Here is a 26,252-nt window from a genome sequence, read left to right as displayed (position 1 = left end):
CCCTTAACCCCTTTCCTTGACGATACTTGGCTCTACATCTTCCTGTGTGAAGTTGGTGAGCGGTGCACGGCTGTCAGTGTCTTCTCCTGCCTGATACTCTCCGTAGAACTCATCGATATCTTTGATGAATTTACGATTCAGAAGGTGCAGCGGAATATGCTGCGGACATACGCGGGAACACTCGCCGCAGTCCGTGCAGCGTCCGGCAACGTGGAATGCACGGATGATGTGGAACATCTGCTCCTCAAATGTCGTAGTGTTTGCTTTCTGTGCAGTATCGTAACGATCATTGTCAAATACGCATTTGATACAGCTGCAGGCCGGACATACGTTGCGGCATGCATTACAGCGGATACAGCGGGAAAGCTCATTCTGCCAGAATGCGAACCGTTCTTCCGGAGCCATTGCCTCAAGCTTTTCAACCAGTTCGAAACGGCCTTCTTTTGCCGGTTTTTCCTCGTCACAGCCTTCTGCGAGCTCGTCGTATGCTACATGTTTTCCACCCTTGCAGGCCTTACATCTCTCGAGGATGACATCCTCTCTTTTCAGCTCTTTGACACCATAAACCGTTGCAACTTTGATGGTATCGCCGTCCTCTGTTACAGCGGTAATACCCTTGCAGCCTGCTTCACGGATTTTCTCGATATCGAGTTTTCCGTCACATCCTACACCAACGATATAGGTTTTCTCGCGGTCCACACGATGCTCTTTGATTAACTGATTAAAGCTGTAGGTATCGCACGGTTTTAAGAAAACGAGTGTTTTTCCTTCTTCTTTTGATGCTTTAATCATGTATTTGCTTAAGTTGGCACCACAGAATCCGTCATAGGTAAATTCGTCAAGACTCTCGGCACTTTCAAAAAATGCAGGCTCTGCGCTGAAATCTGTATCGCCTTTTCTCCAGCCAAGAACGCGGACTACGGTACCGTCAGACAGAAGCTCTTTTGCGCGTGATACTAATTTTTCTTGCATCGTAAATCCTCCAATCTGACATTTTTACCAAGACTTCTCACCTGCTCAATGAACTCGTTCATGGTCTGGGAGAATTTCACACCTTCTGCGGCGGATACCCATTCCACACGGGTACGTCCGTTTTCAACTCCAAGATAGTCGAGCATGGAGAACAGCAGGGTCATACGTCTTCTTGCATAATAGTTTCCTGTGCTGTAATGGCAGTCTCCCGGATGGCATCCGCAGAGGATGACTCCGTCAGCACCCTTCTGGAAAGCTCTTAAGATAAAAAGCGGATTAACACGGCAGGAACATGGAACACGGATGATCTTTACGTCTGCCGGATAGGAAAGACGGCTGGAACCTGCCAGGTCTGCTCCTGCGTAGGAGCACCAGTTGCAGCAGAATGCCACGATGACTGGCTTAAATTCTTTGTTTTCGTTGTTATCTATCGGCATATTGCATCTACCTCCGCGAGAATTTGTCTATTGGAGAATCCTTTCAGGTCCATAGCACCGGACGGACATGCAACGGTACATGCACCACATCCATGGCAAAGTGCGCCGTTAACGACTGCCACATGTCTGGTTTCGCGGATTCCGTGGTCGTTGACCTGACGATCTTCGTAAGAAATCGCGCCGTATGGGCAGACTTTTTCACAGGATGCACATCCGTTACAGAACAGCGGATTGGATTCTGCTGTACACGGGTTGGTGGTCAGTTTGTCTTTTGCAAGCAGTCCGACTACTTTGACAGCAGCTGCTCCGGCCTGTGCAACGGTTTCCGGAATATCTTTCGGTCCCTGGCATACACCGGAGAGGAAAACTCCTGCGGTCGGAGACTCTACCGGACGCAGTTTTGCGTGTGCCTCGGTAAAGAAGTCGTTGGTATCCATACTTGCAGTCAGCATGGTAGCCAGTTTTCTTGCATCTTTACTCGGCTCGATTGCCGTTGCAAGGACAACAAGGTCTGCTTCCATCTTGATCTGACGGTTGTCCAGAAGGTCGGATCCCTGTACCAGAAGACGTCCGTTCGGAGCCTCAGATACTTTTCCTACCTGACCCTTGATATAATCTACGCTAAACTCTTCTACTGCACGGCGATAGAACTCATCGAAGTTCTTACCCGGGGTACGAACATCAATGTAGAAGACATGTACATTGACATCCGGATAATGGTCACGCACCAGCATGGCCTGTTTTGCGGTGTACATACAGCAGATCTTGGAGCAATAGCTCTTTCCTCTGCAGGTTACGTCACGGGAGCCAACGCACTGGATAAATACGATATCCTTCGGATGCTCGCCATTGGAAAGACGTACTACTTTACCGCCTGTCGGGCCGGCAGCGTTCATCAGACGTTCCATTTCAAGAGAGGTAATAACGTCTTTGCTCTGGTTGTAATAATATTCATCAAACTTATCCAGATTGATGGTATCAAAACCGGTTGCAACAACGATAGCACCGTACTCTCTTGTAATTACTTCATCTTTCTGATCGTAATTTACTGCACCTGCTGCGCAGACTTTGGAACAGATACCGCATTTTCCGGTTTTGAAATGGATACAGTTTGCAGTATCAATGACCGGTACATTCGGAACTGCCTGTGCGAACGGTGTGTAAATTGCAGTACGTGTGGACAGTCCGCGGTTGAACTCACTTAAGTTTTTCTTAGATGGACATTTCTCCTGGCAGAGACCACATCCGGTACATTTGTCCATATCTACGTATCTTGCTTTTTTGCGGATATCTACTTTGAAATCACCGACAAATCCGCCAACGCTCTCTACTTCACTGTAGGTATAGATATTGATCTTCTCATGGGCGTTTACCTCTCCCATACGAGGAGTCAGGATACAGGAAGAACAGTCAAGGGTTGGGAATGTTTTATCGAGCTGGGACATTCTTCCGCCGATACTCGGGGTCTTCTCTACGATATCTACTTCATAGCCTGCATCTGCGATATCCAGTGCTGTCTGAATACCTGCGATACCGCCTCCGATCACCAGCGCACGTTTTACAACGCGGCTCTCGCCCGGGGTAAGCGGGGTGTCCAGCATAACTTTTGCAACGGCTGCACGGGCCAGGATCACGGCCTTCTCGGTAGCCTCTTCCATATCTTTATGAATCCAGGAACACTGCTCACGAATGTTTGCAATCTCCAGCTGATACGGGTTCAGACCCGCTTTTTCTGCTGCTTTGCGGAACGTTCCTTCATGCATACGAGGAGAGCAGGAACAGATAACAACGCCGGTCAGATGCTCGTTCTGAATGGCATCGATCACTTTCTGCTGACCTGTTTCGGAACACATATACTGATAATCCTCTGCATGTACAACACCCGGCTCTTTGCTGATGACATCAACAACTTTTTTAACATCAACGGTAGCCGCAATATTTGTACCGCAGTGGCAGACAAATACTCCTATTCTTTGCACTTTTCTCTCACCTTTCTGTGGATGGGTTGTTTTTTACTTTCTATATTTACGGAATGCACTCATCAGCAGCTGCTGCGGAGTCTCATCGTCCAGAAGTGCCGGAATTTCATCCGGGGAGAGATAATTCTCACCTTTCTGGCGGATGACAGAAAGACGGACTGCCTCGATCAGTTTGGCAGGTTTTACGTCTCTTGGACAGCGCTCTACGCATGCGAAGCAGGAGAGGCATTTCCAGATGGACTTGGAGTTCATCAGTGCTTCCACATCGCCGTTCTGTACATAGGATACGAACTGATGCGGACGGATGTCCATTTCGTTATAAGCAGGACAGGATGCGGAACATTTACCGCATTTCATACATTTTCTGGTATCCACACCGGCGATGGCACGGATTTCATCGGATGTTGCAATTTTCATGCCTGCACCTCCTCTTTGATGCCGAGTGCTTCTGCAAGAAGCTCGGTAAAGTAGGTAACCGGAAGACCTTCTTTTGTTCCGTTATTGCGCAGGTTGTACATGCAAAGCGGACATGCAGTGATCAGTTCTTCTGCTCCTTTGTAGGATGCGGATACCATGATCTGGTCTACCATGTTGGATGCCATTTTCTTTTCTTTGAGGGATATGTAGCCGCCGCAGCACTCATTTCTCATCGGATATACGACCGGTGTCGCGCCAAGGGCCTTGATAAAGTCTTCAATGATTGTCGGATTTTCCGGATCGTCAAACTGCATTGTGGTGCTCGGACGAAGCAGCATACAGCCGTAATATGCGCCGATTTTTCTTCCTTTTAATGGGTTTACCACTTTCTCTTTGATCTTGTCAAATCCAACGACGTCACGCAGCACTTCCAGATAATGAAGTACTTTCGTTTCGCCAAGATATGGCTCGGAAAGAGCCATGTAGTTGTTTACTTTTGTCTGAATGTCTTCTACATTCGCCATGTCATCGTTTACGCGTTTGATCACGTGATGACAGGCGGAACAGACTGTGATCAGATCCTGTCCTTTTTCTTTGGCGTCTGCTAAGGCGCGAACCGAAGAAAGTTTTGTGGCGATTTCATCGGATGCCTGTGGATACACAGCTCCGCAGCACTGCCAGTTTTCAATTTCTTCCAGTTCAAATCCCAGAACTTTTGCGCACTCTCTGGCATAATGATCCAGATCTTTTGCTTTGTTCTTCAGCGTACAGCCCGGAAAATAACTGTAGGTCATGGAATTGCTCCTTTCTTACTTGCTCCTGTTGGTTTCCATTTTTCCTGCGGTATCTTCTGTCCGGCACCGGAAAAGTTTCCGGTACTCTTTTTATGTACACCCGGCGGAAAATTTCTTCAGGCGCACGTTAAGGCAGTGGGAGATACCGCTCTTTCGCACTTTCTGCCACTGCCATAAATTTTATGTTTTGAGCTTATTGCCCGCTCTTAGTGCTCGATCTGTGCGATAACTGCTTTTAATGCGTCGGCACTTGCTTTGAGTTTTTCTACTTCCTCTTTTGTCATACGCATCGGAATCTTGCCCTGTACGCCTTTCGGTCCAACGAGGGTCAGTGTGCTTAAGCATACATCCTCGATGCCGTACTCACCGTGCATCATGGAAGATACGGTTGCTACAGAATCGGAAGAAGAAAGAATGGTTGCTACCAGTTTGCATACTGCAACAGATACTGCATAGAAAGTAGCTCCTTTGTTTGCAATAACCTGTCCGCCGGAAGTTCTTACGTACTCCAGCATAGCATCTTTGTCGATCTTGGTTACGTTCCTGCCCATTTTTTCTACGGTCTCGTAGTACTCGTCCAGACTGACACCGGAAACGTAAGCGCCGCTCCACGGAATGAAGGAAGTATCGCCGTGCTCACCGAATACGTAAGCGTGGATGTTTTTCTGGGCAATGTTGAGGTGTTCAGACAGTCCGCAGCGAAGTCTCGCGGAATCCAGCATGGTACCAGAACCAAGGATCTGGTTTTCCGGAAGTCCGGAGATCTTTGTAAACACGTAGGTCATGATATCAACCGGGTTGCTTACAATGATGTAGATGGCATTCGGAGCCGCTTTTACGATTTCCGGTGTGATGGATTTTAAGATGTTTACGTTGGTCTGGGTCAGCTCAATACGGGTCTGGCCAGGCTTTCTTGCAATACCGGAAGTAATAATTACGATATCAGAGTCCTTGGCATCCTCATACTCACCTGCGATGATGGAGACCGGATCGCGGAAGCAGGTACCCTGCGCGATATCCATAACCTCTCCCTCTACTTTTTTCTTGTTAATATCGATGAGAACAATCTCAGACGCGATGTCTTCGTTCGACAGTGTATAGGCGATCGTAGATCCAACGCTTCCAGCTCCAATGATGGTAATCTTGCTGCTCATAAATACTCCTTTCTAAAATACCCCTAGTTGGTTTTTGTGATTGATAAATTTTTCACTTTCCTTATCATAGCACTATGACAAGAATTTAACAAGTGTTTTTTTCGAGCATTTTCGTGAAATCTTTTTTCTCACTGAGCCCGTACGCTTCCAGAAGGGGTGTTCTGGATATATTTCAATACAATTATACCATTTTTTGTTCTTTTTCACAAGAATTCTTTCCAAAAACTTACAGCTTTGTCCTTCATCCCGCAGAATTCGTCTTTTTCCGCATGGTTCCCGGGTTTTTGCTTTCTGTGTTTAGTTTCACAAGTCTAACTTTCGTTCGTTATATTTTTAACAACTTTTCGTCATACGGGCTAGTTTCTGTCCTTCTTTTCTACATTTTGTAGGATGTATCCGCCAAATTTCCTGTCTGATTTTCATTTCTGCTGCCGCCAGACGCAAAAAAGACACGGATTTTTCTGTTCCGTGTCTTTTTTGCTCTGTTTTTTCTGTTTTTGCTTCTATTCTTCTGTTTCACGAGCCGTTGCCGCTTCGGCAAATGCATTTCCATATTCGGCAAGCGCCTCTTTTGCATAGACGGCATCTGACCGGTACGGCACATTTCCGTTTCCGACGTGCATCGTCACGTCCGCGCCTTTTCCAAGGATCAGAACAACCTCTCCCGGTACGGCGCCAAGAATCGCCTCCCGGATTGCTGCTCCGCGGTCCATGCGGATCTGGAAGGATGCACCTTCCTTTGCTATGTACCCGCCGATCTCCTCACAGATCGCCTGCGGATCTTCGTTTCCCGGATCATCCGGTACGAGGAAAATCCGGTCCGCCCGTTTTCCGGAAATCTCACCCATATCTTTTCTGCGGTTGAATGCTTTTCCGCCCGGGGTTCCGAACACAACGCTTACGCGGCTCCCCGGATATTCGAGTGCTACGGTATCAAACATTTTTTCAAAACTCAGGCCATTGTGCGCGAAATCCACGATCGCCGTGACCTCGCCCGCGCTGCTCTCATACGTCTCCATCCTTCCCGGAACGGTGACGCCAAGGAGGCTTTCCTTGATCAGCGAAACCGGGATTCCCATCGACCAGGCAGCCGCAATGGCAGCTACGGCATTCTCCACATTGAAGGCTCCGTGCACCGGCAGGGTAAAATCTTCCGAGAAATCCGGTCCTGCCACATGGAAATAGAATTTTCCTCTGCCCGGCTTGATATCACTCACGCGGATTACAGCATTTTCTTTCGATCCAAACGTAACGACGCGCTCACATTTTGCCGCAGCTTTCAGGATTTCCCCGATATGGTCGCTGTCCAGGTTCACGCAGGCGCAGGTGCAGCGGTCGAAGATCTTTAATTTCGACTGGAAATAATCATCAAAATCCTTGTGCTCCGTCGGGCTGATGTGGTCCTTGGAGATGTTCAGGAAAATGGCGGTATCAAAATGCGTGTTTCCGACTCTCTCGTATTTGAGCGCCTGGGAGGATACTTCCATCACCATATGGGAAAGGCCTGCATCTACGGCATTGCGCATATGACGGCACAGCTCCAGGGATTCCGGCGTGGTGAGCGTTGATGCTTCTCTCGTCTTTCCGTCGTAATATTCAATCGAACTTAACAGTGCACATCCGTTTCCGCCCTGTTTTTTCAGGCAGGCATCGAGCATCGACTGCAGGTAGTAGGCTGTCGTTGTCTTTCCTTTTGTTCCGGTCAGCGCCGTGACATGCAGCGACTTTGCCGGATAATCGTAAAACGCCTCACCCAGCACAAACTGTGCTTTTCTGGCATCGTTGACGATGAGCGCCGGAATTTCTTTTCCCGCTTCGTATTTTTTTTCACTTACATAGGCAACAGCACCGCGGTTTACGGCGTCTTTTAAGTATGCCTCTTTGAATGCAGCTCCTTTGCAGAGAAACAGCGTTCCCTGATCCGCTCCGCCCGAAAAATACGTTACGAGGGTAACGGGTCTGTCCTCTCCTTCTTTTCCTTCCGGCTCTGCAAATTCCACCAGAAGGCCTTTCTGCTCCAGAAGTTTCTTATATTCTAATACCGACTGTTTCATAGGATATCTTCCTCTCTTCTATGGGATTCTTTTTCAGCTTTCCTAAAATCCAGGCTCCATTATACCAGAATTGAAACAGCTTGTCCATCTTGCGGCACGGCTTACATCATCTGCGCATTTTTCTCAAAAAGAGAACGAAGCGTTTTTGCGCAGTACAGGTACGCCGGAACGAGAAACAGATCGGCGAGAATCCATGCCACCGGGCTTGCGAAGCAGACTGCGGTGTAACCAAAATACGGAACAAGGAAAAAGGCTACCACCGAACGGCCGATCATCTCGCAGACGCCGGCAAGGATTGCAAATTTGCTGAAGCCCATGCCCTGCACGGTAAATCGTACGACATTGACAAGGGTCAGCGGAATGTAAAATACCATGTTGATCAGCAGCATCTGACGCGCCTGGTCGAGGATGACCGTCTCGGATGCATCTACAAAGAGAAGCGAAATCTGGCGGGACCACAGGAACATGACACCTAAAATAACCACAGAATACACGCTTCCGATGATTGAGCTCGCCAGGATTCCGGTGTTGACGCGATCCATCTTTTTCGCTCCGACGTTCTGTCCGGCGTACGTCGCCATCGTGGAGCCGAGCGCATCGAACGGGCAGCAGCAGAACATGGAAATTTTGCCGGCTGCCGTGACAGAGGCAACCGCCGTGGAACCAAGGCCGTTGACGGCAGTCTGTAAAATAACGCTTCCGATTGCGGTGATCGAATACTGCAGGCCCATCGGGATTCCCATGTTGCACAGATTGATCACATAGTGCTTGTGCAGCTTCCAGTCCTCTCTCTGGAAAGTGAGAATTGTGAATTTTTTCTTCATATAAAAGAGACATAAGAACCCGGAGATTCCCTGCGCAATAATCGTCGCCCACGCCGTTCCTGCCACTCCCATCGGGCGGACCAGCACAAGGTCAAGTACAATATTCAGTACCGAAGAAATACCAAGAAAAATCAAGGGGGAACGGCTGTCGCCGAGGCTTCGCATGATCGCCGAGGTCTGGTTATAGAGTACCATCAGCGGGATGCCAAGGAAAATGACGAAGATATAAGCGTATGCACCGTCCAGAATATCAGACGGCGTTTTCATCAGCACCAGAATATCACGGCACCAGATGCAGACAAGAACCGTCATCACAACCGAAAAAAGACCTGCCAGGACAGCTCCGTTTCCCACATACCGGCACAGAGCCTTCCGGTCGCCTGCGCCGAACATCTGCGCAACCGGAATGGCAAATCCGTTGCAGATTCCCATACAGAAGCCCACGATCATAAAGTTGATCGAACCTGTGCTTCCAACGGCCGCGAGTGCTTTCGCGCCGAGAAATTTTCCTACAATAATCGTATCGACCATGCTGTAGAACTGCTGAAACAGCATGCCGAGCAGCAGCGGCAGCGCAAACCCCAGAATCAGTTTTACCGGGCTGCCGTTGGTCAGATCTTTTGCTGCGCTTTTCTTTGTTTCCATGTGATGTCCTCCCTATTGTCGTATGTTTTTGCTTCCCCTTTTTGTCGAATCTCATGCCATTTTATATCTTGTTTTCTCAGAATGCAATCCCGTAATACTGCCGAATTAAGAGACGTTTTTTCATCACTTTTACGTGTTTTTGACATGGCAGCCGCCTGTGCAGGAATTCTGTTTTTTTGCGCACTCCAAAAGCGGCTGCGGCAGGTTCCCGTTCCGGAACGCTGTGCCGCAGCCGCTTTGCTGTTCTTTCTTATTTTGCAAATTCTTTCTTTTTCCACTGAAGCAGAATCATCACAGCCACCGATGCGGTCAGAAAATCAGAAACCGGCTGGGAGGCAATAACACTGGAAAAACCGGCAAGTTTCGAAGCGCAGAAAATTACAATGGCAAAAATCACGCCCTGACGTCCTGCCGAAAGAATCATTGCTCCTGCCCCGTTTCCGATCGCCTGGAAAATACAGGTCGATGCGAGTACGATACCAACAAACGGCATACCAATGAGCTGAACGCGGAGGATCTGCTGGGCCACTGCAATGACATCCGCCTCTTTTAAGAATAGTCCCACGAGAAGCGGAGCCGCCGCACCGAGCACAACCGCCATTCCGGCACCGGTCAGCACTTCCAGGAGGAAGGCAAAGCGGATCGTCTCACTGAGGCGTTTTTTATTTTTCGCTCCATAATTGTATCCGACCAGCGGCTGTCCGCCAAAAGCGAAACCGACCATCACAAGAACAGAAATCATAATAATTTTCAAAGCAATTCCCATCGCTGCAACTTTGTCCGTTCCATACGGCTGCAAAAATCGGTTCGTCAGCGTCACGCCGATGCTCTGCATAAAGTTTGTGACGGATGCCGGAATGCCGATGGCAAGAACGGCAAGTACCTCTGCTCCGGTCACTTTCAGTTTTCGGAAATCGACGGAGAGATAGCGGCATTTCTTTATCATAAAGATAACATAGAAAATATCACCGCAGATGTTGCCAATCACCGTTGCAATCGCTGCTCCGGCTGCTCCCATGCCGAGCGTGTAAATAAAGATCGGGTCAAGAATGATGTTGACGACGGCTCCCAGCATTGTTCCGATCATCGAGGCTTTTGCGAAGCCCTCGGTCCGAAGAAGATTGTTCGGCGTCAGCTGCAGGATGATAAACGGTGCGCCGAGTGCAATCCACTGGTAATAGTCCCCCGCATACTGCCACGTCGTCTCATCACAGCCAAGCAGGCCAAGGATCGGCTGTTTGGCGGCAAGCAGGATGATGCTGACCACAATGCCGACAGCAATCGCTGCGTAAAAGCAGAATACGCTGATCCGTCTTCCGTCCTCGTACTCTTTTTTACCGAAGAGGCGCGAAATGACGGAACTGCCGCCGACGCCGAAGATGTCACCGAGTGCAATCATCAGCGTGAAAATCGGTGTGCCGAGCGATACGCCGGCAATCAGCGCCGTGTTTCCGGTCCGCGCGATGAAAAAAGTATCTACCATATTATAGATCAGCGACACGACCATGCCGAGCACGACCGGAAGTGCGAGCGTCATATATGCTTTGGACACTTTTGTTTTCTCAAATAATTCGTTTTCCATTTTGAAAACTCCCCTTTCCTCTTTTTCGTTCTGGTTTATCTTAGCAGACTTTCTTGCTTTTTCTTGTGTCATATGTCACAATAAAGAAAAAGTTTTCCAAAAAATTTTTCTGTGAAAGGATTTTCCTATGAAACGAATTTTTGATCCGGCTCTGCTGGACTTTTATCTTCAGAAACATGAAATCCCATCTCTTTTCGATACCCCGGATCTCGCATTTTCTCTGTATCAATTTAAAAAGGGCGAACGGCTCGACACGCTGAATCCGGAGGAATACCTCTCGTTCCTCGTGGACGGTTCCATCGAGATCAGCGCCAACCGCGCCGACGGCACGAGCTACCCGATCGGCTATCTCGACGGCTTTACCTGCATCGGCGATATGGAATTCTGCGGAAAACGCGATGATACGCACCAGATCGAGGCACGCACCACCGCGCTTTGTATTGTTCTGCCGCTCGCTTCCACGAAAGAGCTTCTGCTGAACGACAACCGCTTTTTACGATATCTTTTAAACTCTGTCACCGAAAAGCTGATGCTTTATTCCAGCTCCCAGTCGAATTTTTCCACGCTCGAGGAATCCTTCCTCTCTTATCTCTCAGAGCGCTGTCCGGATCAGACGTTTTCCGGCGTGGAAAAGATGGCCATGCAGCTCCACTGCAGCCGCCGCCAGCTCCAGCGGGTTTTAAAGAAGCTGCTCGAAGAAGGACAGCTTGTGAAACTTTCGAAAGGTTCTTACCGCCTCAGCTGAAAACGCCATCGCTTCCTTATTTCCACGATTCCAGGATCGATGTTCCGATCGTTCCCTCCGGCATTTTTACGCCGAAGTTCTCTGCAACGGATGCGCCGATCACAGCGAAGGTGTCCTTCGTCTCCTGAAGGCCGCTCTCCTTCATAGACGGTGAGTACGCAAGGAGCGGCGCCTGTTCTCTGGTGTGGTCCGTTCCGGTATAAGTCGGGTCGTTGCCGTGGTCTGCCGTGATCAGGAGCAGATCGTCGTCTTTTAACTGCTCCAGCAGCTTTCCAAGGTTCACATCGAATTTTTCAATCTCTTTTCCGTAGCCTTCCGGGTTTCTTCTGTGGCCCCAGAGTGCATCGAAATCGACGAGGTTGACAAAGCACAGTCCTGTAAAATCTTTTCCTGCCGTCTCAATCGTCTGCTCCATGCCGTGGACGCTGCTCTTGGATTTCAGACTCTCCGTGATGCCCTCGCCGCAGAAAATATCGTTGATTTTTCCGATGCTGATGACATCATATCCTGCCTCCTGCATCGCGTTGAGCACGGTTTTTCCCGTCGGTTTGACAGCGTAGTCGTGACGGTTTGCGGTGCGGACGAACTCTCCTTTTTTCTTTCCGACGTACGGTCTTGCAATGACACGGCCGACTTTCCACTCGTCTTTCATGGTCAGCTCACGGGCAATCTCGCAGTAATGATACAGCGTCTCCAGTCCCATCGTCTCCTCGTTGCCGCAGATCTGCAGTACGGAATCCGCCGAGGTATAGACAATCAGTTCTCCGTTTTCGATCTCGCGCTCTGCCAGCTCATCGAGGATCTCCGTTCCGCTCGCCGCCTTATTGCCGATGATCTTTCTGCCGGTTCGTTTTTCCAGCTCGTCGATCAGTTCTTTCGGAAATCCGTGGTCGGTGAACGTAACGAACGGCTTTGTCGTGTAAATTCCCATCATCTCCCAGTGGCCGGTCATGGTGTCTTTTCCGTTGCTCGCCTCGTTCAGTCTTCTGGCGTAACCCTTTGCCTCATCCTCTGTCACACCGCAGAGATTTCCCATGCCGAGACGGCGCAGGTTCGGGATTTCAAGGCCTCCCTGACTCTCCCAGATGTGGCCGAAGGTATTGACACCGACATCCCCAAACTTCTCCGAATCCGCCATCGCCCCGATTCCGAGAGAATCCAGGACGATCAGAAAAATACGGTTATATTTTCTCATACTCTTTACTCCTTTCTTTTTAACTCAGCTCAAACATTCCATGATAGAGCTGATAATATTTTCCTTTCTGTGTCAGAAGTGCGTCGTGGTCGCCGCGCTCTACGATATTTCCCTGCTCCAGCACCATGATCGCATTGGCGTTTCGCACGGTGCTTAAGCGGTGGGCGATGACAAATACGGTTCTGCCCTCCATGAGCTGGTCCATTCCTTTTTCGATCAGCGCCTCGGTTCTGGTGTCAACGGAGGATGTTGCCTCGTCAAGAATCAGCACCGGCGGATCGGCAACGGCGGCACGGGCAATCGCGAGAAGCTGGCGCTGGCCCTGGGAGAGGTTGGCTCCGTCGGAGGTCAGCATCGTGTCGTAGCCGTTCGGCAGACGGCGGATGAAGGAATCCGCATTCGCAATTTTGGCCGCACGTTCAATTTCTTCCTGCGTGGCATCGAGTTTTCCAAAACGGATATTTTCTGCTACGGTTCCCGTGAACAGATGGGTATCCTGCAGAACGATACCGAGGGAGTGGCGCAGAGCGTCTTTTTCGATATCTTTTACGTCAATGCCGTCGTAGACAACCGCGCCGCCCTGGACGTCGTAGAAACGGTTGATCAGGTTCGTGATCGTCGTTTTTCCGGCTCCTGTGGAACCGACAAAAGCAATTTTCTGGCCTGGTTTGGCATACAGGTTGATGTTCTTTAAGATCAGACGGTCTGCCGTGTAGCCGAAATCCACGTTTTCAAAACGCACATCGCCCTTTAATTCCGTCATCGTTCCGTCCGGGCGCTTCCATGCCCAGCGGCCTGTTGTCTCTTCGCAGACGGCAAGTGCGCCGTTCTCTTCTTTTACGTTGACCAGTTCCACTTTTCCCTCATCGATTTCCGGCTCCAGGCTCATCACGTCGAAGACACGCTCCGCACCAGCGAGTGCTGAGAGAAGGAAGTTGCTCTGCTGGGTGAACTGGTTGATCGGAAGCGCCGCCTGGCGGACAAAGACAAGGTAGCTTGCCAGGCTTCCGATATCGGCTTTTCCGTGCAGGGCGAGAAGGCCGCCGAGCACTGCCACAATCGCATAATTGACATACGAAATGCTGACAACGACAGGAACCATCGTCGCCGCATACCCCTGCGCGCCGGTTCCCGCTTTCCGGAGCTCCTCATTCTTTTTGCAGAATTCCGTAAAGCTCTCTTCTTCGTGGTGGAACACCTTGACGACTTTCTGTCCGGTGATCAGCTCCTCAATATAGCCGTTCAGTTCTCCGAGGCTGTTCTGCTGCTTCGTATAATAACCCTTGCTGCGCTTTCCGCTGAACTTGATATACCAGAACATGATACCGTAGCACACCGTTACAATCAGCGAGAGCCGCCAGTTTAGGATATACAGCAAGGTCAGTGTTCCCACAATCTGGATGAAGCTCTGGATAACCATCGCAAAACTGTTGTTCAGGGCATCTGCCATCGTGTCGATATCGTTCGTGAAAAGACTCATGATATCGCCGTGGCGTCTGCTGTCGAAGAACTGCAGCGGCAGTGTCTGGACGTGTTCGAACAGATCGCGGCGGATATCAAAGACAACCTGCTGTGCTGCTTTTACCATGGTCTGCGTGTAGCCGTATGCTGCGAGTGCGCCGCACCCGAAAATAAGTGCCGTAATCAGCACGCCGCGCAGCAGTGTGTGCACATCTCCGTCCGCCAGTCCGTTGACAACCGGGCGGATCATATACGTTCCAAGGAGGTTGGCTCCCGCGCTGATTGTTACCAGTACCGCTACGACTGCGAGCATTTTTTTGTGCCGTCCCAGATAAGACAGGAAGACGCGCAGCGTGTGTTTCAGGTTCTTTGGTTTCTTTCCGCTATAAGCTCTCGCTGCCATTTTCGTCTCCTCCTTTCATCTGTGAGGCGTAAATTTCCTGATAAATCGGGTCATCCGCCAGCAGTTCAGCGTGCGTGCCGATCCGGTGTACTTTTCCGTCATCAAGAATGATGCTCTGATCCGTATTCATGACGGATGTTACTCTCTGCGCAATGATAATTTTTGTGACATCCTTCCGCGCCGCCAGTGCCTCGCGGATCTTTTTCTCCGTTGCCGTGTCGACCGCACTTGTCGAATCATCGAAGATCAGGATTTTTGCCTTTCCGATCAGCGCACGCGCGATGCAGAGACGCTGCTTCTGGCCTCCGGAGAGGTTGCTTGCGCCCTGCTCAAGCACGGTGTCGAGGCCGTCCGGCATGCGGTTCAAAAATTCATCTGCACACGCCGCGCGGCATGCTTCCCAGATCTCCCCATCGGATGCATCCGCATTGCCCCATTTCAGGTTTTCACGCACGGTTCCGGAGAACAGCACGTTTTTCTGCAGAATGATATTGACTGCATCGCGGAGAGCGGCAAGATCGTACGCGCGCACATCCCTTCCGCCGACGCGGACGGTGCCGCGGCTGGTGTCATACAGACGCGGAATGAGCTGCACCAGCGTCGTTTTCGAAGAACCTGTTCCTCCGAGGATTCCTACCGTCTGACCGGCTTTGATCTTCAGCGTAACATCGGAGAGTGCGTACTCTTTTGCTTCTTCTTTGTATTTAAACGATACGTTGTCAAACTCCACGCTGCCCTCTGTCACTTCTGTTACACCATTTTCCGGCGAGGTGAGCACGATTTTCTCATCGAGCACCTCGACAATCCGGTGTGCGCTCGCCATGGAACGGGTCAGAAGCAGGAAGACGTTTGCAATCATCATCATCGAGTTCATGACCTGCATGACGTAGCTTAAAAATCCGGTCAGGTTTCCGACGGCAAGCTGTTTTTTCAGAATCATATTTCCGCCGAACCACAGAATCAGCACGATCGCGGTATACATGACGCCCTGAAATGCCGGCAGATTCAGCACGGCGTAGTGGAACGTCTGCTCGCTCGCTGCGGTCAGGTCGGTGTTGACCTCGTTGAATTTGTCTTCCTCGTACTCATCCCGCACGAAAGCTTTGACGGCACGGATCGCGGTCAGCCCCTCCTGGACAACGTTGTTCAGGCGGTCCACCATGGACTGCAGTTTTGTGTACATCGGGGCAACTCTCCGCACAATCAGGGAGAGAATAAAGCCAAGAAGCGGGGTACATACAAGGAATACAAATGCCAGCCGCGGATTCATATAGAATGAAAGGCCGATTCCCATAATCAGAAGCGACGGTCCGCGCGTGATCGGGCGGAAGCCGGCGCTTACCATATTCTGGATGACGGTAACATCCGTCGTCATACGGGTGATCAGGGATGATACCGCAAAGTGGTCGAGGTTGGAAAATGCATACTGCTGCATTTTCTCATACTCCGCCTTCCGGATCTCAGCTCCCCAGCCGTACGTCGCCCGCGCCGCAAAGTGCGCGTATAAAATTCCGGTCACAAGCGCACAGAGCGCGCAGATTCCCATCTGGATTCCCTTGCGGTAAATGTAAGGGATATCGCCGTTCGCAACGCCGATGTCAATCAGATTGGAAATCAGAATCGGAATAAAAAGTTCAAAACACGTTTCTACCAATACCAGCACTGCTCCGAAAATCATATCCCGCTTGTAGGGACCTGCATACGAGAGCAGACGCTTCATATCATTCATCTTCTGTCACGTCCTCCTTTTGCTGTTTTTCGGAGTCCATTTTACCATACCCCGGCACGATTTTCAACGCGCCGAAATAATCCCTTTTACCCCAAAAATCCCCTTTTCCCAACAACTTTTCTGTCGTCAGAAAAAGAGGATCGTTTTCTGGAAGCTTAAGTCTACCTTTTGAACGCATTGACCAGTGACACACCGGAAACCGCCGCCTCTCCGACAAATCCGATAACAAACACGTCCGCAATTCCGACCAGAGCCACCAGAAGCTGCTCTAGGAAAAGCGGAATAATCAGCTTTTTCAAATCCTGATTTGTAAACATAAAACCCCTCCTGCCATTTTTCTTTCTGTCTCTATTTTAGACATCTAACAGCTCATTTGTCTAATGCTTATTCTAAATGGCAGTTCATACGCGGATTGCATATTACACTTCACAGAAATCTCTTTTCACTTTCTCACACAGCTTGCCATACACACGCTCCACAAACCATGGCTCTGTCGATTTTTCTGCGATCTGCTCCACCGGAATCCAGCCGACTGCGCTGTTTTCATCCGGCTTGCAGCGGATTTCCTGTACCGGGTCTGCTTCCATGAGATATGTCACATTCAGATGGAGATGTGTCGTCACGTACTTTCCGCGCTTCACATGGCCGTCCACCGACAGGATTTCGAGCGAGAATGGCTGATCCGATAAGAGCTTCACCTCTTCAATCCCGGATTCCTCCTTCACTTCTCTTACCGCCACGCTGCAAAGATCCGCATCTCCGTCCGCGTGGCCGCCGAGCCATGCCCAGGAATGGTAAATATTGTGATACGCCATCAGCACCTGCTTCCGATCCGGGCTTACGACCCAGGCGGAGGCAGTCAGATGTGCGGTCTCATTTTCCCGCGTCAAAATATCGCATCCGCTCTCCATCCATTTCAGCAGAATCGCCCGATCCCGCTCTTCCTGCTCATTGTACGGACGGTATTCCCGGATCTGCCGCAGCAGGTTTTCTTTGGCTGTTTCATTCTGCATCCGTTTTCCCTCCCACTTTGATTTTAAACGATTGATAAAAAAGACCCCGGCGCCTGTATTTCTACAGACCGCCGGGGTCTCCTTACGTTTGAACACAAATCATGCTACTGCATGAAAATCCTGATTCGGACAGATTCTGCTTAAATTAAGCGTTCTTCTGAGCGATAGCTGCCTGAGCTGCTGCCAGACGGGCGATCGGCACACGGAACGGTGAGCAGGAAACATAGTCCAGACCCAGTTTGTTGCAGAACTCTACGGAGCTCGGATCTCCACCGTGCTCACCGCAGATACCTACGTGCAGAGAAGAGTTAACCGGTCTTCCAAGATCGATAGCCATCTTCATCAGCTTGCCAACGCCGTCCTGATCGAGTTTTGCGAATGGATCGTTCTCGAAGATCTTAGCGTCATAGTAAGCGTTCAGGAATTTACCAGCATCGTCACGGGAGAATCCGTAAGTCATCTGAGTAAGGTCGTTGGTTCCGAAGCAGAAGAAGTCTGCCTCTTTTGCGATCTCATCTGCAGTCAGAGCTGCTCTCGGGATCTCGATCATGGTACCAACTTCGTATTCAAGGTCGCTGCCTGCTGCTGCGATTTCAGCGTCAGCGGTCTCTACTACGAATTTCTTAACGTATTTCAGCTCTTTGATATCGCCAACAAGCGGGATCATGATTTCCGGTTTTACATTCCAATCCGGATGAGCTTTCTTCACGTTGATAGCTGCGCGGATAACTGCGCTTGTCTGCATCTTAGCGATTTCCGGATAAGTTACAGCAAGACGGCATCCACGATGACCCATCATCGGGTTGAACTCGTGCAGACTAGCGATGATTGCTTTAATCTGCTCAACAGTTTTGCCCTGAGCGTCAGCCAGTTTCTTGATGTCCTCTTCCTCAGTCGGAACGAACTCATGAAGCGGCGGATCCAGGAAACGGATGGTAACCGGGTTGCCTTCCAGAGCTTCATACAGCTTCTCGAAGTCTCCCTGCTGCTCCGGAAGGATCTTAGCAAGTGCTGCTTCTCTCTCTTCTACGGTCTCAGCGCAGATCATCTCACGGAATGCATCGATTCTGTTGCCTTCGAAGAACATATGCTCTGTACGGCAAAGACCAATACCTTCTGCTCCAAGCTCACGAGCTTTTTTAGCGTCAGCCGGAGTATCAGCGTTTGTACGAACTTTCATGGTTCTGTATTTGTCTGCCCAGCCCATGATTCTTCCGAACTCACCAGCGATGGTAGCGTCTACGGTCGGGATCAGTCCGTCATAGATGCATCCTGTAGAACCATCCAGAGAGATGCAGTCTCCCTCGTGGTACTCTTTTCCAGCCAGTGTAAATTTCTTGTTTGCCTCGTCCATTACGATATCACCGCAGCCGGATACGCAGCAGGTTCCCATACCACGGGCAACTACAGCTGCGTGAGAGGTCATACCACCACGAACAGTCAGGATACCCTGTGCAGATTTCATACCTGTGATATCTTCTGGGGATGTCTCAAGACGAACCAGAACAACTTTTTCTCCTCTTTCAGCCCACTCAACAGCATCATCTGCTGTGAAGACGATTTTACCGCAAGCAGCTCCCGGAGATGCTCCCAGTGCTTTTGCCATTGGAGTAGCCTCTTTCAGTGCTTTTGCATCGAACTGCGGATGAAGCAGAGAGTCAAGATTACGAGGATCGATCATTGCAACTGCCTCTTCCTCTGTTCTCATTCCCTCATCTACAAGGTCGCAAGCGATTTTCAGAGCAGCTTTTGCTGTTCTCTTACCATTACGTGTCTGCAGCATGTACAGTTTACCGTGCTCTACAGTGAACTCCATGTCCTGCATATCTCTGTAGTGTGTTTCCAGAGTTTTGCAAACTTCTTTGAACTGTTTGAAAGCTTCCGGGAATTTCTCTTCCATCTCAGAAATGTGCATAGGTGTACGAACACCGGCAACTACGTCCTCGCCCTGTGCGTTGGTAAGGAACTCACCGAACAGTCCGTTCTCTCCTGTAGCAGGATCACGGGTGAAGGCAACACCTGTACCACAGTCATCTCCCATGTTTCCGAATGCCATCATCTGTACGTTAACAGCGGTACCCCAGGAATACGGGATGTCGTTGTCACGACGATAAACGTTTGCTCTCGGGTTGTCCCAGGAACGGAATACGGCTTTTACAGCCTCCATCAGCTGTACCTTAGGATCGGTCGGGAAATCCTCACCGATTTTAGCTTTGTACTCAGCTTTGAACTGCTCAGCCAGTTTTTTGAGGTCATCTGCGTCAAGATCTACGTCCTGTTTTACGCCTTTCTCCTCTTTCATCTTGTCGATCAGCTCTTCGAAGTATTTTTTACCAACTTCCATAACTACGTCAGAGAACATCTGAATGAATCTTCTGTAGCAGTCCCAAGCCCAACGTGGGTTGCCGGAAGCCTGTGACAGAGTTTCAACAACCTCTTCGTTCAGACCAAGGTTCAGGATGGTATCCATCATACCTGGCATGGAAGCTCTTGCTCCGGAACGTACAGAAACGAGCAGCGGATTCTTAGCGTCTCCGAATTTCTTTCCTGTGATTCCTTCCATTTTATCGATTGCTTCCATGATCTGACCCATGATCTCGTCGTTGATCTGTCTGCCATCCTCATAGTACTGTGTACAAGCCTCGGTTGTTACCGTGAATCCCTGTGGTACAGGAAGTCCCAGGTTTGTCATCTCAGCCAGGTTTGCGCCTTTTCCACCGAGAAGGTTACGCATGTCTGCATTACCTTCAGTGAACATGTAAACCCATTTTGCCATTGTTACTTTTCCTCCTACTTGTAATTTTGATAGGTTATAGTAAAGTATTTCCAGATTGCCCTGGATGATACGTTCACCCTATACTGATTGCACCGAAAAGAAAGATATTCTCGGGCGCACACATTTATTTTACCATAAGAATATCTTTAGTCAATAAAAATATGGCAAATTTTCGGTATTTTTTTTAATTTACAGTTCACTCGTGTGTTCTGGCGGGCAAATTTCATGCTTGCATGAAAATTTGTTTGCAAGAACACACGAAGGGAGCGCCGAGAAATGAGCAAAAGGAGCTGCGCAGCAGCGGAAAGCGCTGAAAGCGCAGTTTTGCGAATGGCGCGGGTGAACTGTATCGTCTGTGCCCCTGTTATGTTTTATTATATCAGCTTTTGGTTACTTTTTACAGGGTTTTTTGTAATTTTCGCGTAAAAAAAGAAGTATCGCACAATTTTTTTCATTTTACGATACTTCTTCTATTTTTCCCGGTAAATTTTCGGAATTGTTCAATTTTATGCTTTCAAAATTACGGTTTTGATTACGAAATACAGCAGCACAATCACACCGAGTACGATACGGTACCAGCCGAAGGCTTTGAAATCGTGCTTCTTGATGTACTGCATCAGGAATTTGATGGCAAAAATCGATACCGCAAATGCCACCAGCATGCCGACGATCATGATCGCCACCTCAACACCGGTAAAGGCAAAGCCGTGTTTTACCAGTTTTAAAAGGCTCGCGCCGAACATAACCGGAACGGCAAGGAAAAACGTGTACTCCGATGCCAGCTCTCTCGAGCATCCCAGCAGGATACCGCCGATGATGGTTGCTCCCGAACGGGAAGTTCCCGGTACGATGGAAAGGAGCTGGAAAACCCCGATATACAGCGCATTTTTCCAGGTAATCTCTTTGATTTTTGTTGCAGACAGTGTTCTCGTCTTGTTGTAATTCTCAATGATGATGAAGAGGACACCATAGATGATCAGCATCAGTGCTACGATCACGTAATTCATCAGATGGGCCTCGATCCAGTCGTTGAATGCCAGTCCGATCACGGCTGCCGGCAGACACGATACGACGATCTTGAACCACATGATAATTTTGTCCAGATAACAGTAATTGTCTACAAAGTTCTGAATACCTGCAAAGACCTTGTTGTCGCTTGGATTGGCAAAATAGCTCTTGCTTTTCGCTTTGCTTTTGCCATGAAACGGCCAGAGATCCCAGAAATAGATGACGACAACCGCAAGGATTGCACCGAGCTGGATGACAACTTCAAAAACATTCTTGAAATCAGCTGTCACATTCAGCTTAATAAACTCATCTACCAGAATCATGTGGCCGGTGCTGCTGATTGGAAGCCACTCGGTAATGCCCTCTACGATACCCAGCAGGATAACCTTTAACCACTCAATGATGTTCATACGATATGTACCTTTCTCTTTTTGAATTGGATGCCCTTTTCTGGCATTCTATTAAAAATCTATCATACTTATGCTAAAAACACAAGCGCGTCACGTTTTCTTTTTTTGTAAAATCCATTCAAACCCACATTCGGCCAAAAAAGCTCTCTGCCGCTTTGTTTCTGCAGCAGAGAGCTTTTCTTTGCTTTATGCTTCTATCATGCTTATCTCTTGTCGATCGTTGCGATATCGATCAGGGTCAGCTTCTTCACATCTGTATTTTCCAGACTGGTTACGAGTGCGGTTGCGGTATCCAGAGAGGTCAGTACGTTGACACCTGTCTCGATCGCGTTCCGGCGGATGACGAATCCGTCTTTGGAGTGCTCAACACCCTGGGACGGAGTATCGATGACGAGATCGATCTTGTGGCCGAGGATCAGGTCCATCAGGTTCGGGGACGGCTGCTCGATCTTGTTGGTGCGGATCGCATTGACGCCGTTCTCGTTCAGGGCTTTCGCGGTATTTCTCGTCGCATAGATCTTGTAGCCGAGAGCCTGGAATCTCTGTGCGATCGGAACGATATCCTCTTTATCCTCATCCTTTACGGTGATGATCATGTTTTTATATTTCGGCAGGTTGATTCCGGCGCCGAGGAATGCTTTGTAAAGAGCCTCGTTGAAGGTCTTTGCAATACCAAGGCACTCACCGGTGGATTTCATCTCCGGTCCAAGGGCGATATCTGCGCCGCGGATCTTCTCGAAGGAGAATACCGGCATCTTGATGGCAATGTAATCTGCCTCTCTCTGCAGTCCCGGCTCGTAGCCAAGCTCGCGGATCGTGTGGCCGAGGATGACTTTCGTTGCCAGCGGCACGATCGGGATTCCGGTTACCTTGCTGATGTATGGCACGGTACGAGAAGAACGCGGGTTGACCTCGATGACGTAAACATCCTCACCGCATACGATGAACTGGATGTTGATCATACCGATGACATGCAGGGATCTTGCCAGACGTTTCGTATACTCTACGATAGTGTCTTTTGCATGCTGGCTGATGCTCTGTGCCGGATAAACGGAGATACTGTCTCCGGAGTGAACGCCGGCGCGCTCGATGTGCTCCATGATACCAGGAATCAGAATATCGGTGCCGTCGCAGACTGCATCAACCTCGATCTCCTTGCCCTGCAGATATTTATCAACCAGGATCGGATGCTCCTGTGCGATCCGGTTGATGATGCCGATAAATTCATCGACGTCCTCATCGCTGATGGCGATCTGCATACCCTGTCCTCCAAGGACGTAGGACGGGCGGACGAGTACCGGATAGCCGAGCTCGTTGGCTGCTTTTTTCGCCTCTTCTGCGGTGAATACGGTGTGTCCCTTCGGACGCGGGATTTCACACTGCTCCAGGATCTCATCGAACAGCTCACGGTCCTCTGCGGCATCTACGTTCTCTGCAGATGTTCCAAGGATCGGCACACCCATTTTCAGGAGTGCTTCGGTCAGCTTGATCGCGGTCTGGCCGCCGAACTGTACAACGGCTCCGTCCGGATGCTCGATGTTGACGATATTTTCTACATCTTCCGGTGTCAGCGGCTCGAAATACAGTTTATCTGCGATATCGAAGTCGGTGCTGACGGTCTCCGGGTTGTTGTTGATGATGATGGTCTCATAGCCCTCTTTCTTGAATGCCCAGGTACAATGTACGGAGCAGAAGTCAAACTCGATACCCTGTCCGATACGGATCGGGCCGGAACCAAGGACGAGGACTTTCTTTCTGTCGTTTGTCTCGACAGCTTCGTTTTCGCCGCCGTATACGGAATAGTAATACGGTGTGGTTGCTGCGAACTCAGCGGCACAGGTATCTACCATCTTGTAAGCTGCGGTGATATCATACTGTTTTCTTAACGCTTTTACTTCTTCTTCGGTCTTTCCTGCCAGTTTTGCCACCAGGTAATCCGGGAACTCAAGGCGTTTTGCTTCGCGCAGCAGATCCTCATCCAGCTCTTTGGCCCGTAATGCCTGCTCCATCTCAACGAGGATAGCCAGCTTATCGATGAACCATACATCGATTTTGGTGATCTCGTGGATCTCGTCGTAGGAGATGCCCTGACGGATCGCCTCTGCGATTCTCCAGATTCTCATATCGTCTACGATGTGAAGCTCTTCGATCAGCTCATCTTTGGAAAGATGACTGAAATCATAGGACATCAGGGAATCTACGTGCTGCTCCAGGGAACGGATTGCTTTCATCAGCGCACCTTCAAAATTATTGCAGATACTCATGACCTCACCGGTCGCCTTCATCTGTGTGGTCAGGGTACGTTTTGCACTGATAAACTTATCGAACGGCAGACGCGGGATTTTTACAACACAGTAATCCAGCATCGGCTCGAAGCTTGCGTAGGTTTTTCCGGTAATGGCGTTCGGGATCTCATCCAGAGTGTAGCCAAGTGCGATCTTTGCAGCAACCTTTGCAATCGGATAACCGGTCGCTTTGGAAGCCAGTGCGGAAGAACGGCTGACACGCGGATTTACCTCGATAACACAGTACTCGAAGCTGTCCGGATTCAACGCATACTGTACGTTGCATCCGCCGGTGATGCCGAGCTCGGTGATGATGTTGAGTGCGGAAGTACGCAGCATCTGATACTCTTTATCTCCCAGGGTCTGGGACGGTGCTACGACAATACTGTCTCCGGTGTGAACGCCGACCGGGTCGATGTTCTCCATGTTGCAGACGGTGATGCAGTTTCCTGCGCTGTCCCGCATTACCTCGTACTCGATCTCTTTCCATCCGGCGATACATCTTTCAACGAGTACTTCGCCGACACGGGAAAGACGGAGTCCGTTCGAGAGGATCTCGATCAGCTCTTCTTCGTTGTAAGCGATACCGCCGCCGCTTCCGCCGAGGGTGTAAGCCGGACGCAGTACAACCGGATAACCGATCTTGTTGGTGAAATCGATACCAGCCTGTACATCATGGACAACCAGGGATGCCGCTACCGGCTCGCCGATTTTTTCCATAGTATCTTTGAATTCCTGACGGTCCTCTGCTTTTTTGATGGTCTGTGCTGTGGTACCGATCAGGCGTACGTTGTTTTCTTTTAAGAAGCCTTTTTCTTCGAGTTCCATCGCAAGGTTCAGTCCTGCCTGGCCTCCCAGAGTCGGAAGAACGCTGTCCGGTTTTTCCTTCTGGATGAGCTGCTCTACCACTTCTACGGTCAGCGGCTCGATGTAAACGCGGTCTGCGATGTCTTTATCGGTCATGATGGTTGCCGGGTTGGAGTTCAGAAGAACAACTTCCATTCCCTCTTCTTTCAGGGAACGGCACGCCTGTGTTCCTGCGTAGTCGAACTCTGCTGCCTGTCCGATGACGATCGGACCGGAACCGATAACCAGAACTTTTTTAATATTCGGATTCTTTGGCATTATTTGTTACCTCCCATCATCTCAAGGAATCGATCAAACAGGTATCCGGAATCCTGCGGGCCAGGGCATGCCTCCGGATGGAACTGTACGGTAAAGATGTTTTTGCCGACGTATTTGAGTCCCTCGTTGGTGCCGTCGTTGACGTTCACAAAGGCCGGAACTGCCACATTCGGATCCAGGGTATCGGTATCTACGACATAGCCGTGGTTCTGGGAAGAAATGTAAACTCTTCCGGTTGCAAGGTCCTTGACCGGGTGGTTTCCGCCGCGGTGGCCGTATTTCATCTTGTGGGTATCTGCGCCGGTAGCCAGTGCCATCAGCTGATGTCCAAGACAGATTGCAAAGATCGGTACATTGGAATCGTACAGTTTTTTAATCTCTTTGATAATGGATACGCACTCTTTCGGATCTCCAGGGCCGTTGGACAGCATGATTCCGTCCGGATTTGCGGCGAGGATCTCTTCTGCTGTAGTAAGCGCCGGATAAATGGTCACTTCGCATCCGCGCTCATTTAAGGAACGTGCGATGTTGTTCTTTGCGCCAAGATCCAGAAGTGCAACTTTAAGGCCTTCTCCTTTTAAAACTGATTTTTCAGAGCAGGTTACCTTTTCTACAACTTTTCCGGTATTATACGCTTTTAATTTTGGAATAATTTCATCGAGGTGATAATTTTCGTTGGTCGTGATCATACCGTTCATGGTACCTTTTTCACGAAGAATTTTGGTAAGAGCACGAGTATCGATTCCGGCGATTCCGGGAATATCGAACTTTTTCAGGAAATTCTGAATGGTGTCCTGGCAACGGAAGTTGCTGGGGAGACGGGATAATTCTCTTACAATATAGCCATCCGGCCAGGGTCTTAAGGACTCCTGATCATCATAACAAATTCCATAGTTTCCAATAAGAGGATACGTCATACATACTGCCTGTCCCGCATAGGATGGGTCGGTCAGCACTTCGAGATATCCAGTCATGGATGTATTAAATACGATTTCACTGATCACTTCTTTTTGTGAACCAATGCTGGTTCCGGTAAAGACATGCCCGTCTTCTAAGATTAGAAAAGCTTTCATCATTCCACCGTTTTCCTTTCTTTTTCGTTCGGTTTTGAGTTTGTATGAAATATGCATCTCATACTTTAATCTTTCAGATTCTATCACAACCAGGGAAACATTTCAACTATTTTTGTCGAATTACGGAAATTTCTTTTCTGGAAAAATAAAAATACCCTGACGGAAAGTTTC

19 protein-coding genes and 1 pseudogene are annotated in these 26,252 nt (G+C 49.5%); 1 reads left to right on the top strand and 19 read right to left on the bottom strand.

Features of this window, described 5'->3' with window-relative positions:
* Window positions 1-3: 3 nt before the first annotated feature.
* The 10 genes from DW743_RS05970 to DW743_RS05930 form a co-directional block, all read right to left on the bottom strand.
* Window positions 4-972, bottom strand: a complete 969-nt coding sequence (locus DW743_RS05970) for a 4Fe-4S dicluster domain-containing protein (RefSeq protein WP_117509212.1) — start codon at window positions 970-972, stop codon at window positions 4-6.
* The gene (locus DW743_RS05965) at window positions 957-1,409 is read right to left on the bottom strand and encodes a hydrogenase iron-sulfur subunit (protein WP_022461171.1); all 453 of its coding nucleotides are present in this window, start codon (window positions 1,407-1,409) and stop codon (window positions 957-959) included. Before DW743_RS05965 ends, DW743_RS05970 begins: the two co-directional genes overlap by 16 nt.
* Window positions 1,400-3,388, bottom strand: a complete 1,989-nt coding sequence (locus DW743_RS05960; RefSeq protein ID WP_022461170.1) for a CoB--CoM heterodisulfide reductase iron-sulfur subunit A family protein — start codon at window positions 3,386-3,388, stop codon at window positions 1,400-1,402. Before DW743_RS05960 ends, DW743_RS05965 begins: the two co-directional genes overlap by 10 nt.
* A gap of 33 nt (window positions 3,389-3,421) precedes the next feature.
* Complete coding sequence (locus DW743_RS05955) at window positions 3,422-3,805, bottom strand: 4Fe-4S dicluster domain-containing protein (RefSeq protein WP_117509213.1); 384 nt, start codon at window positions 3,803-3,805, stop codon at window positions 3,422-3,424.
* Window positions 3,802-4,599 carry a CoB--CoM heterodisulfide reductase iron-sulfur subunit B family protein gene (locus DW743_RS05950; RefSeq protein WP_117509214.1) on the bottom strand — a complete coding sequence of 266 codons (798 nt, stop codon included), beginning with the start codon at window positions 4,597-4,599 and terminating at the stop codon, window positions 3,802-3,804. The genes DW743_RS05955 and DW743_RS05950 overlap by 4 nt, the downstream gene beginning before the upstream one ends.
* Window positions 4,600-4,805: 206 nt before the next feature.
* The gene (locus tag DW743_RS05945) at window positions 4,806-5,753 is read right to left on the bottom strand and encodes an L-lactate dehydrogenase (protein WP_055219369.1); all 948 of its coding nucleotides are present in this window, start codon (window positions 5,751-5,753) and stop codon (window positions 4,806-4,808) included.
* Between the two features lie 503 nt (window positions 5,754-6,256).
* A complete protein-coding gene (locus DW743_RS05940) occupies window positions 6,257-7,807 on the bottom strand; it encodes a Mur ligase family protein (RefSeq protein WP_117760887.1) in 1,551 nt (516 codons plus the stop codon).
* A gap of 101 nt (window positions 7,808-7,908) precedes the next feature.
* The gene (locus DW743_RS05935; protein ID WP_117760885.1) at window positions 7,909-9,276 is read right to left on the bottom strand and encodes an MATE family efflux transporter; all 1,368 of its coding nucleotides are present in this window, start codon (window positions 9,274-9,276) and stop codon (window positions 7,909-7,911) included.
* On the bottom strand, window positions 9,243-9,554 hold the full coding sequence (locus DW743_RS17875; protein ID WP_147345092.1) for a hypothetical protein: 312 nt from the start codon (window positions 9,552-9,554) through the stop codon (window positions 9,243-9,245). Before DW743_RS17875 ends, DW743_RS05935 begins: the two co-directional genes overlap by 34 nt.
* A complete protein-coding gene (locus tag DW743_RS05930; protein WP_117760938.1) occupies window positions 9,527-10,858 on the bottom strand; it encodes an MATE family efflux transporter in 1,332 nt (443 codons plus the stop codon). Before DW743_RS05930 ends, DW743_RS17875 begins: the two co-directional genes overlap by 28 nt.
* 127 nt (window positions 10,859-10,985) lie before the next feature.
* Between DW743_RS05930 and DW743_RS05925 the strand changes: the two genes are divergently transcribed.
* Entirely contained in the window at window positions 10,986-11,603 is a 618-nt protein-coding gene (locus DW743_RS05925) for a hypothetical protein (protein ID WP_117760883.1), read from the top strand.
* Window positions 11,604-11,619: 16 nt separating this feature from the next.
* On the opposite strand, the gene DW743_RS05920 is transcribed toward DW743_RS05925, so the two are convergent.
* From DW743_RS05920 to DW743_RS05875, 9 genes and pseudogenes are all read right to left on the bottom strand, one after another.
* On the bottom strand, window positions 11,620-12,798 hold the full coding sequence (locus DW743_RS05920) for a phosphopentomutase (RefSeq protein ID WP_117760881.1): 1,179 nt from the start codon (window positions 12,796-12,798) through the stop codon (window positions 11,620-11,622).
* A gap of 19 nt (window positions 12,799-12,817) precedes the next feature.
* Window positions 12,818-14,662, bottom strand: a complete 1,845-nt coding sequence (locus DW743_RS05915; protein WP_117760879.1) for an ABC transporter ATP-binding protein — start codon at window positions 14,660-14,662, stop codon at window positions 12,818-12,820.
* On the bottom strand, window positions 14,643-16,382 hold the full coding sequence (locus DW743_RS05910) for an ABC transporter ATP-binding protein (RefSeq protein WP_334294817.1): 1,740 nt from the start codon (window positions 16,380-16,382) through the stop codon (window positions 14,643-14,645). The genes DW743_RS05915 and DW743_RS05910 overlap by 20 nt, the downstream gene beginning before the upstream one ends.
* Window positions 16,383-16,564: 182 nt before the next feature.
* Window positions 16,565-16,708 (bottom strand): annotated as a pseudogene (locus DW743_RS05900) (MATE family efflux transporter); the annotation flags it as partial.
* 102 nt (window positions 16,709-16,810) lie between these two features.
* A complete protein-coding gene (locus DW743_RS05895) occupies window positions 16,811-17,404 on the bottom strand; it encodes an NUDIX hydrolase (protein WP_022462955.1) in 594 nt (197 codons plus the stop codon).
* A gap of 145 nt (window positions 17,405-17,549) precedes the next feature.
* Window positions 17,550-20,180 (bottom strand): pyruvate, phosphate dikinase, encoded by a 2,631-nt coding sequence (gene ppdK, locus DW743_RS05890; protein ID WP_022462956.1) that lies wholly within the window; start codon window positions 20,178-20,180, stop codon window positions 17,550-17,552.
* Between the two features lie 506 nt (window positions 20,181-20,686).
* The gene (locus tag DW743_RS05885; protein WP_117760874.1) at window positions 20,687-21,598 is read right to left on the bottom strand and encodes an undecaprenyl-diphosphate phosphatase; all 912 of its coding nucleotides are present in this window, start codon (window positions 21,596-21,598) and stop codon (window positions 20,687-20,689) included.
* 203 nt (window positions 21,599-21,801) lie between these two features.
* Window positions 21,802-25,008, bottom strand: coding sequence for a carbamoyl-phosphate synthase large subunit (gene carB, locus DW743_RS05880; protein ID WP_117760872.1), 3,207 nt, complete (start codon window positions 25,006-25,008; stop codon window positions 21,802-21,804).
* Window positions 25,008-26,081 (bottom strand): carbamoyl phosphate synthase small subunit, encoded by a 1,074-nt coding sequence (locus DW743_RS05875; protein WP_117760936.1) that lies wholly within the window; start codon window positions 26,079-26,081, stop codon window positions 25,008-25,010. Before DW743_RS05875 ends, carB begins: the two co-directional genes overlap by 1 nt.
* Window positions 26,082-26,252: the final 171 nt, after the last annotated feature.

It is taken from the genome of Blautia sp. AM28-27 (assembly GCF_003480905.1).
In the GTDB taxonomy this organism is placed as follows: Bacteria; Bacillota; Clostridia; order Lachnospirales; family Lachnospiraceae; genus Fusicatenibacter; species Fusicatenibacter saccharivorans.
Note: the sequence above shows the minus strand (reverse complement) of the source record. Positions and strands in the feature narration are given on the sequence as shown.

Bases quoted from the DNA above. Each gene is read 5' to 3' on its own strand.
- DW743_RS05970 (WP_117509212.1), bottom strand. From the start codon at position 972: ATGCAAGAAAAATTAGTATCACGCGCAAAAGAGCTTCTGTCTGACGGT.
- DW743_RS05965 (WP_022461171.1), bottom strand. From the start codon at position 1,409: ATGCCGATAGATAACAACGAAAACAAAGAATTTAAGCCAGTCATCGTG.
- DW743_RS05955 (WP_117509213.1), bottom strand. From the start codon at position 3,805: ATGAAAATTGCAACATCCGATGAAATCCGTGCCATCGCCGGTGTGGAT.
- DW743_RS05950 (WP_117509214.1), bottom strand. From the start codon at position 4,599: ATGACCTACAGTTATTTTCCGGGCTGTACGCTGAAGAACAAAGCAAAA.
- DW743_RS05945 (WP_055219369.1), bottom strand. From the start codon at position 5,753: ATGAGCAGCAAGATTACCATCATTGGAGCTGGAAGCGTTGGATCTACG.
- DW743_RS05940 (WP_117760887.1), bottom strand. From the start codon at position 7,807: ATGAAACAGTCGGTATTAGAATATAAGAAACTTCTGGAGCAGAAAGGC.
- DW743_RS05935 (WP_117760885.1), bottom strand. From the start codon at position 9,276: ATGGAAACAAAGAAAAGCGCAGCAAAAGATCTGACCAACGGCAGCCCG.
- DW743_RS05930 (WP_117760938.1), bottom strand. From the start codon at position 10,858: ATGGAAAACGAATTATTTGAGAAAACAAAAGTGTCCAAAGCATATATG.
- DW743_RS05925 (WP_117760883.1), top strand. From the start codon at position 10,986: ATGAAACGAATTTTTGATCCGGCTCTGCTGGACTTTTATCTTCAGAAA.
- DW743_RS05920 (WP_117760881.1), bottom strand. From the start codon at position 12,798: ATGAGAAAATATAACCGTATTTTTCTGATCGTCCTGGATTCTCTCGGA.
- DW743_RS05915 (WP_117760879.1), bottom strand. From the start codon at position 14,662: ATGGCAGCGAGAGCTTATAGCGGAAAGAAACCAAAGAACCTGAAACAC.
- DW743_RS05910 (WP_334294817.1), bottom strand. From the start codon at position 16,382: ATGAAGCGTCTGCTCTCGTATGCAGGTCCCTACAAGCGGGATATGATT.
- DW743_RS05895 (WP_022462955.1), bottom strand. From the start codon at position 17,404: ATGCAGAATGAAACAGCCAAAGAAAACCTGCTGCGGCAGATCCGGGAA.
- ppdK (WP_022462956.1), bottom strand. From the start codon at position 20,180: ATGGCAAAATGGGTTTACATGTTCACTGAAGGTAATGCAGACATGCGT.
- DW743_RS05885 (WP_117760874.1), bottom strand. From the start codon at position 21,598: ATGAACATCATTGAGTGGTTAAAGGTTATCCTGCTGGGTATCGTAGAG.
- carB (WP_117760872.1), bottom strand. From the start codon at position 25,008: ATGCCAAAGAATCCGAATATTAAAAAAGTTCTGGTTATCGGTTCCGGT.
- DW743_RS05875 (WP_117760936.1), bottom strand. From the start codon at position 26,081: ATGAAAGCTTTTCTAATCTTAGAAGACGGGCATGTCTTTACCGGAACC.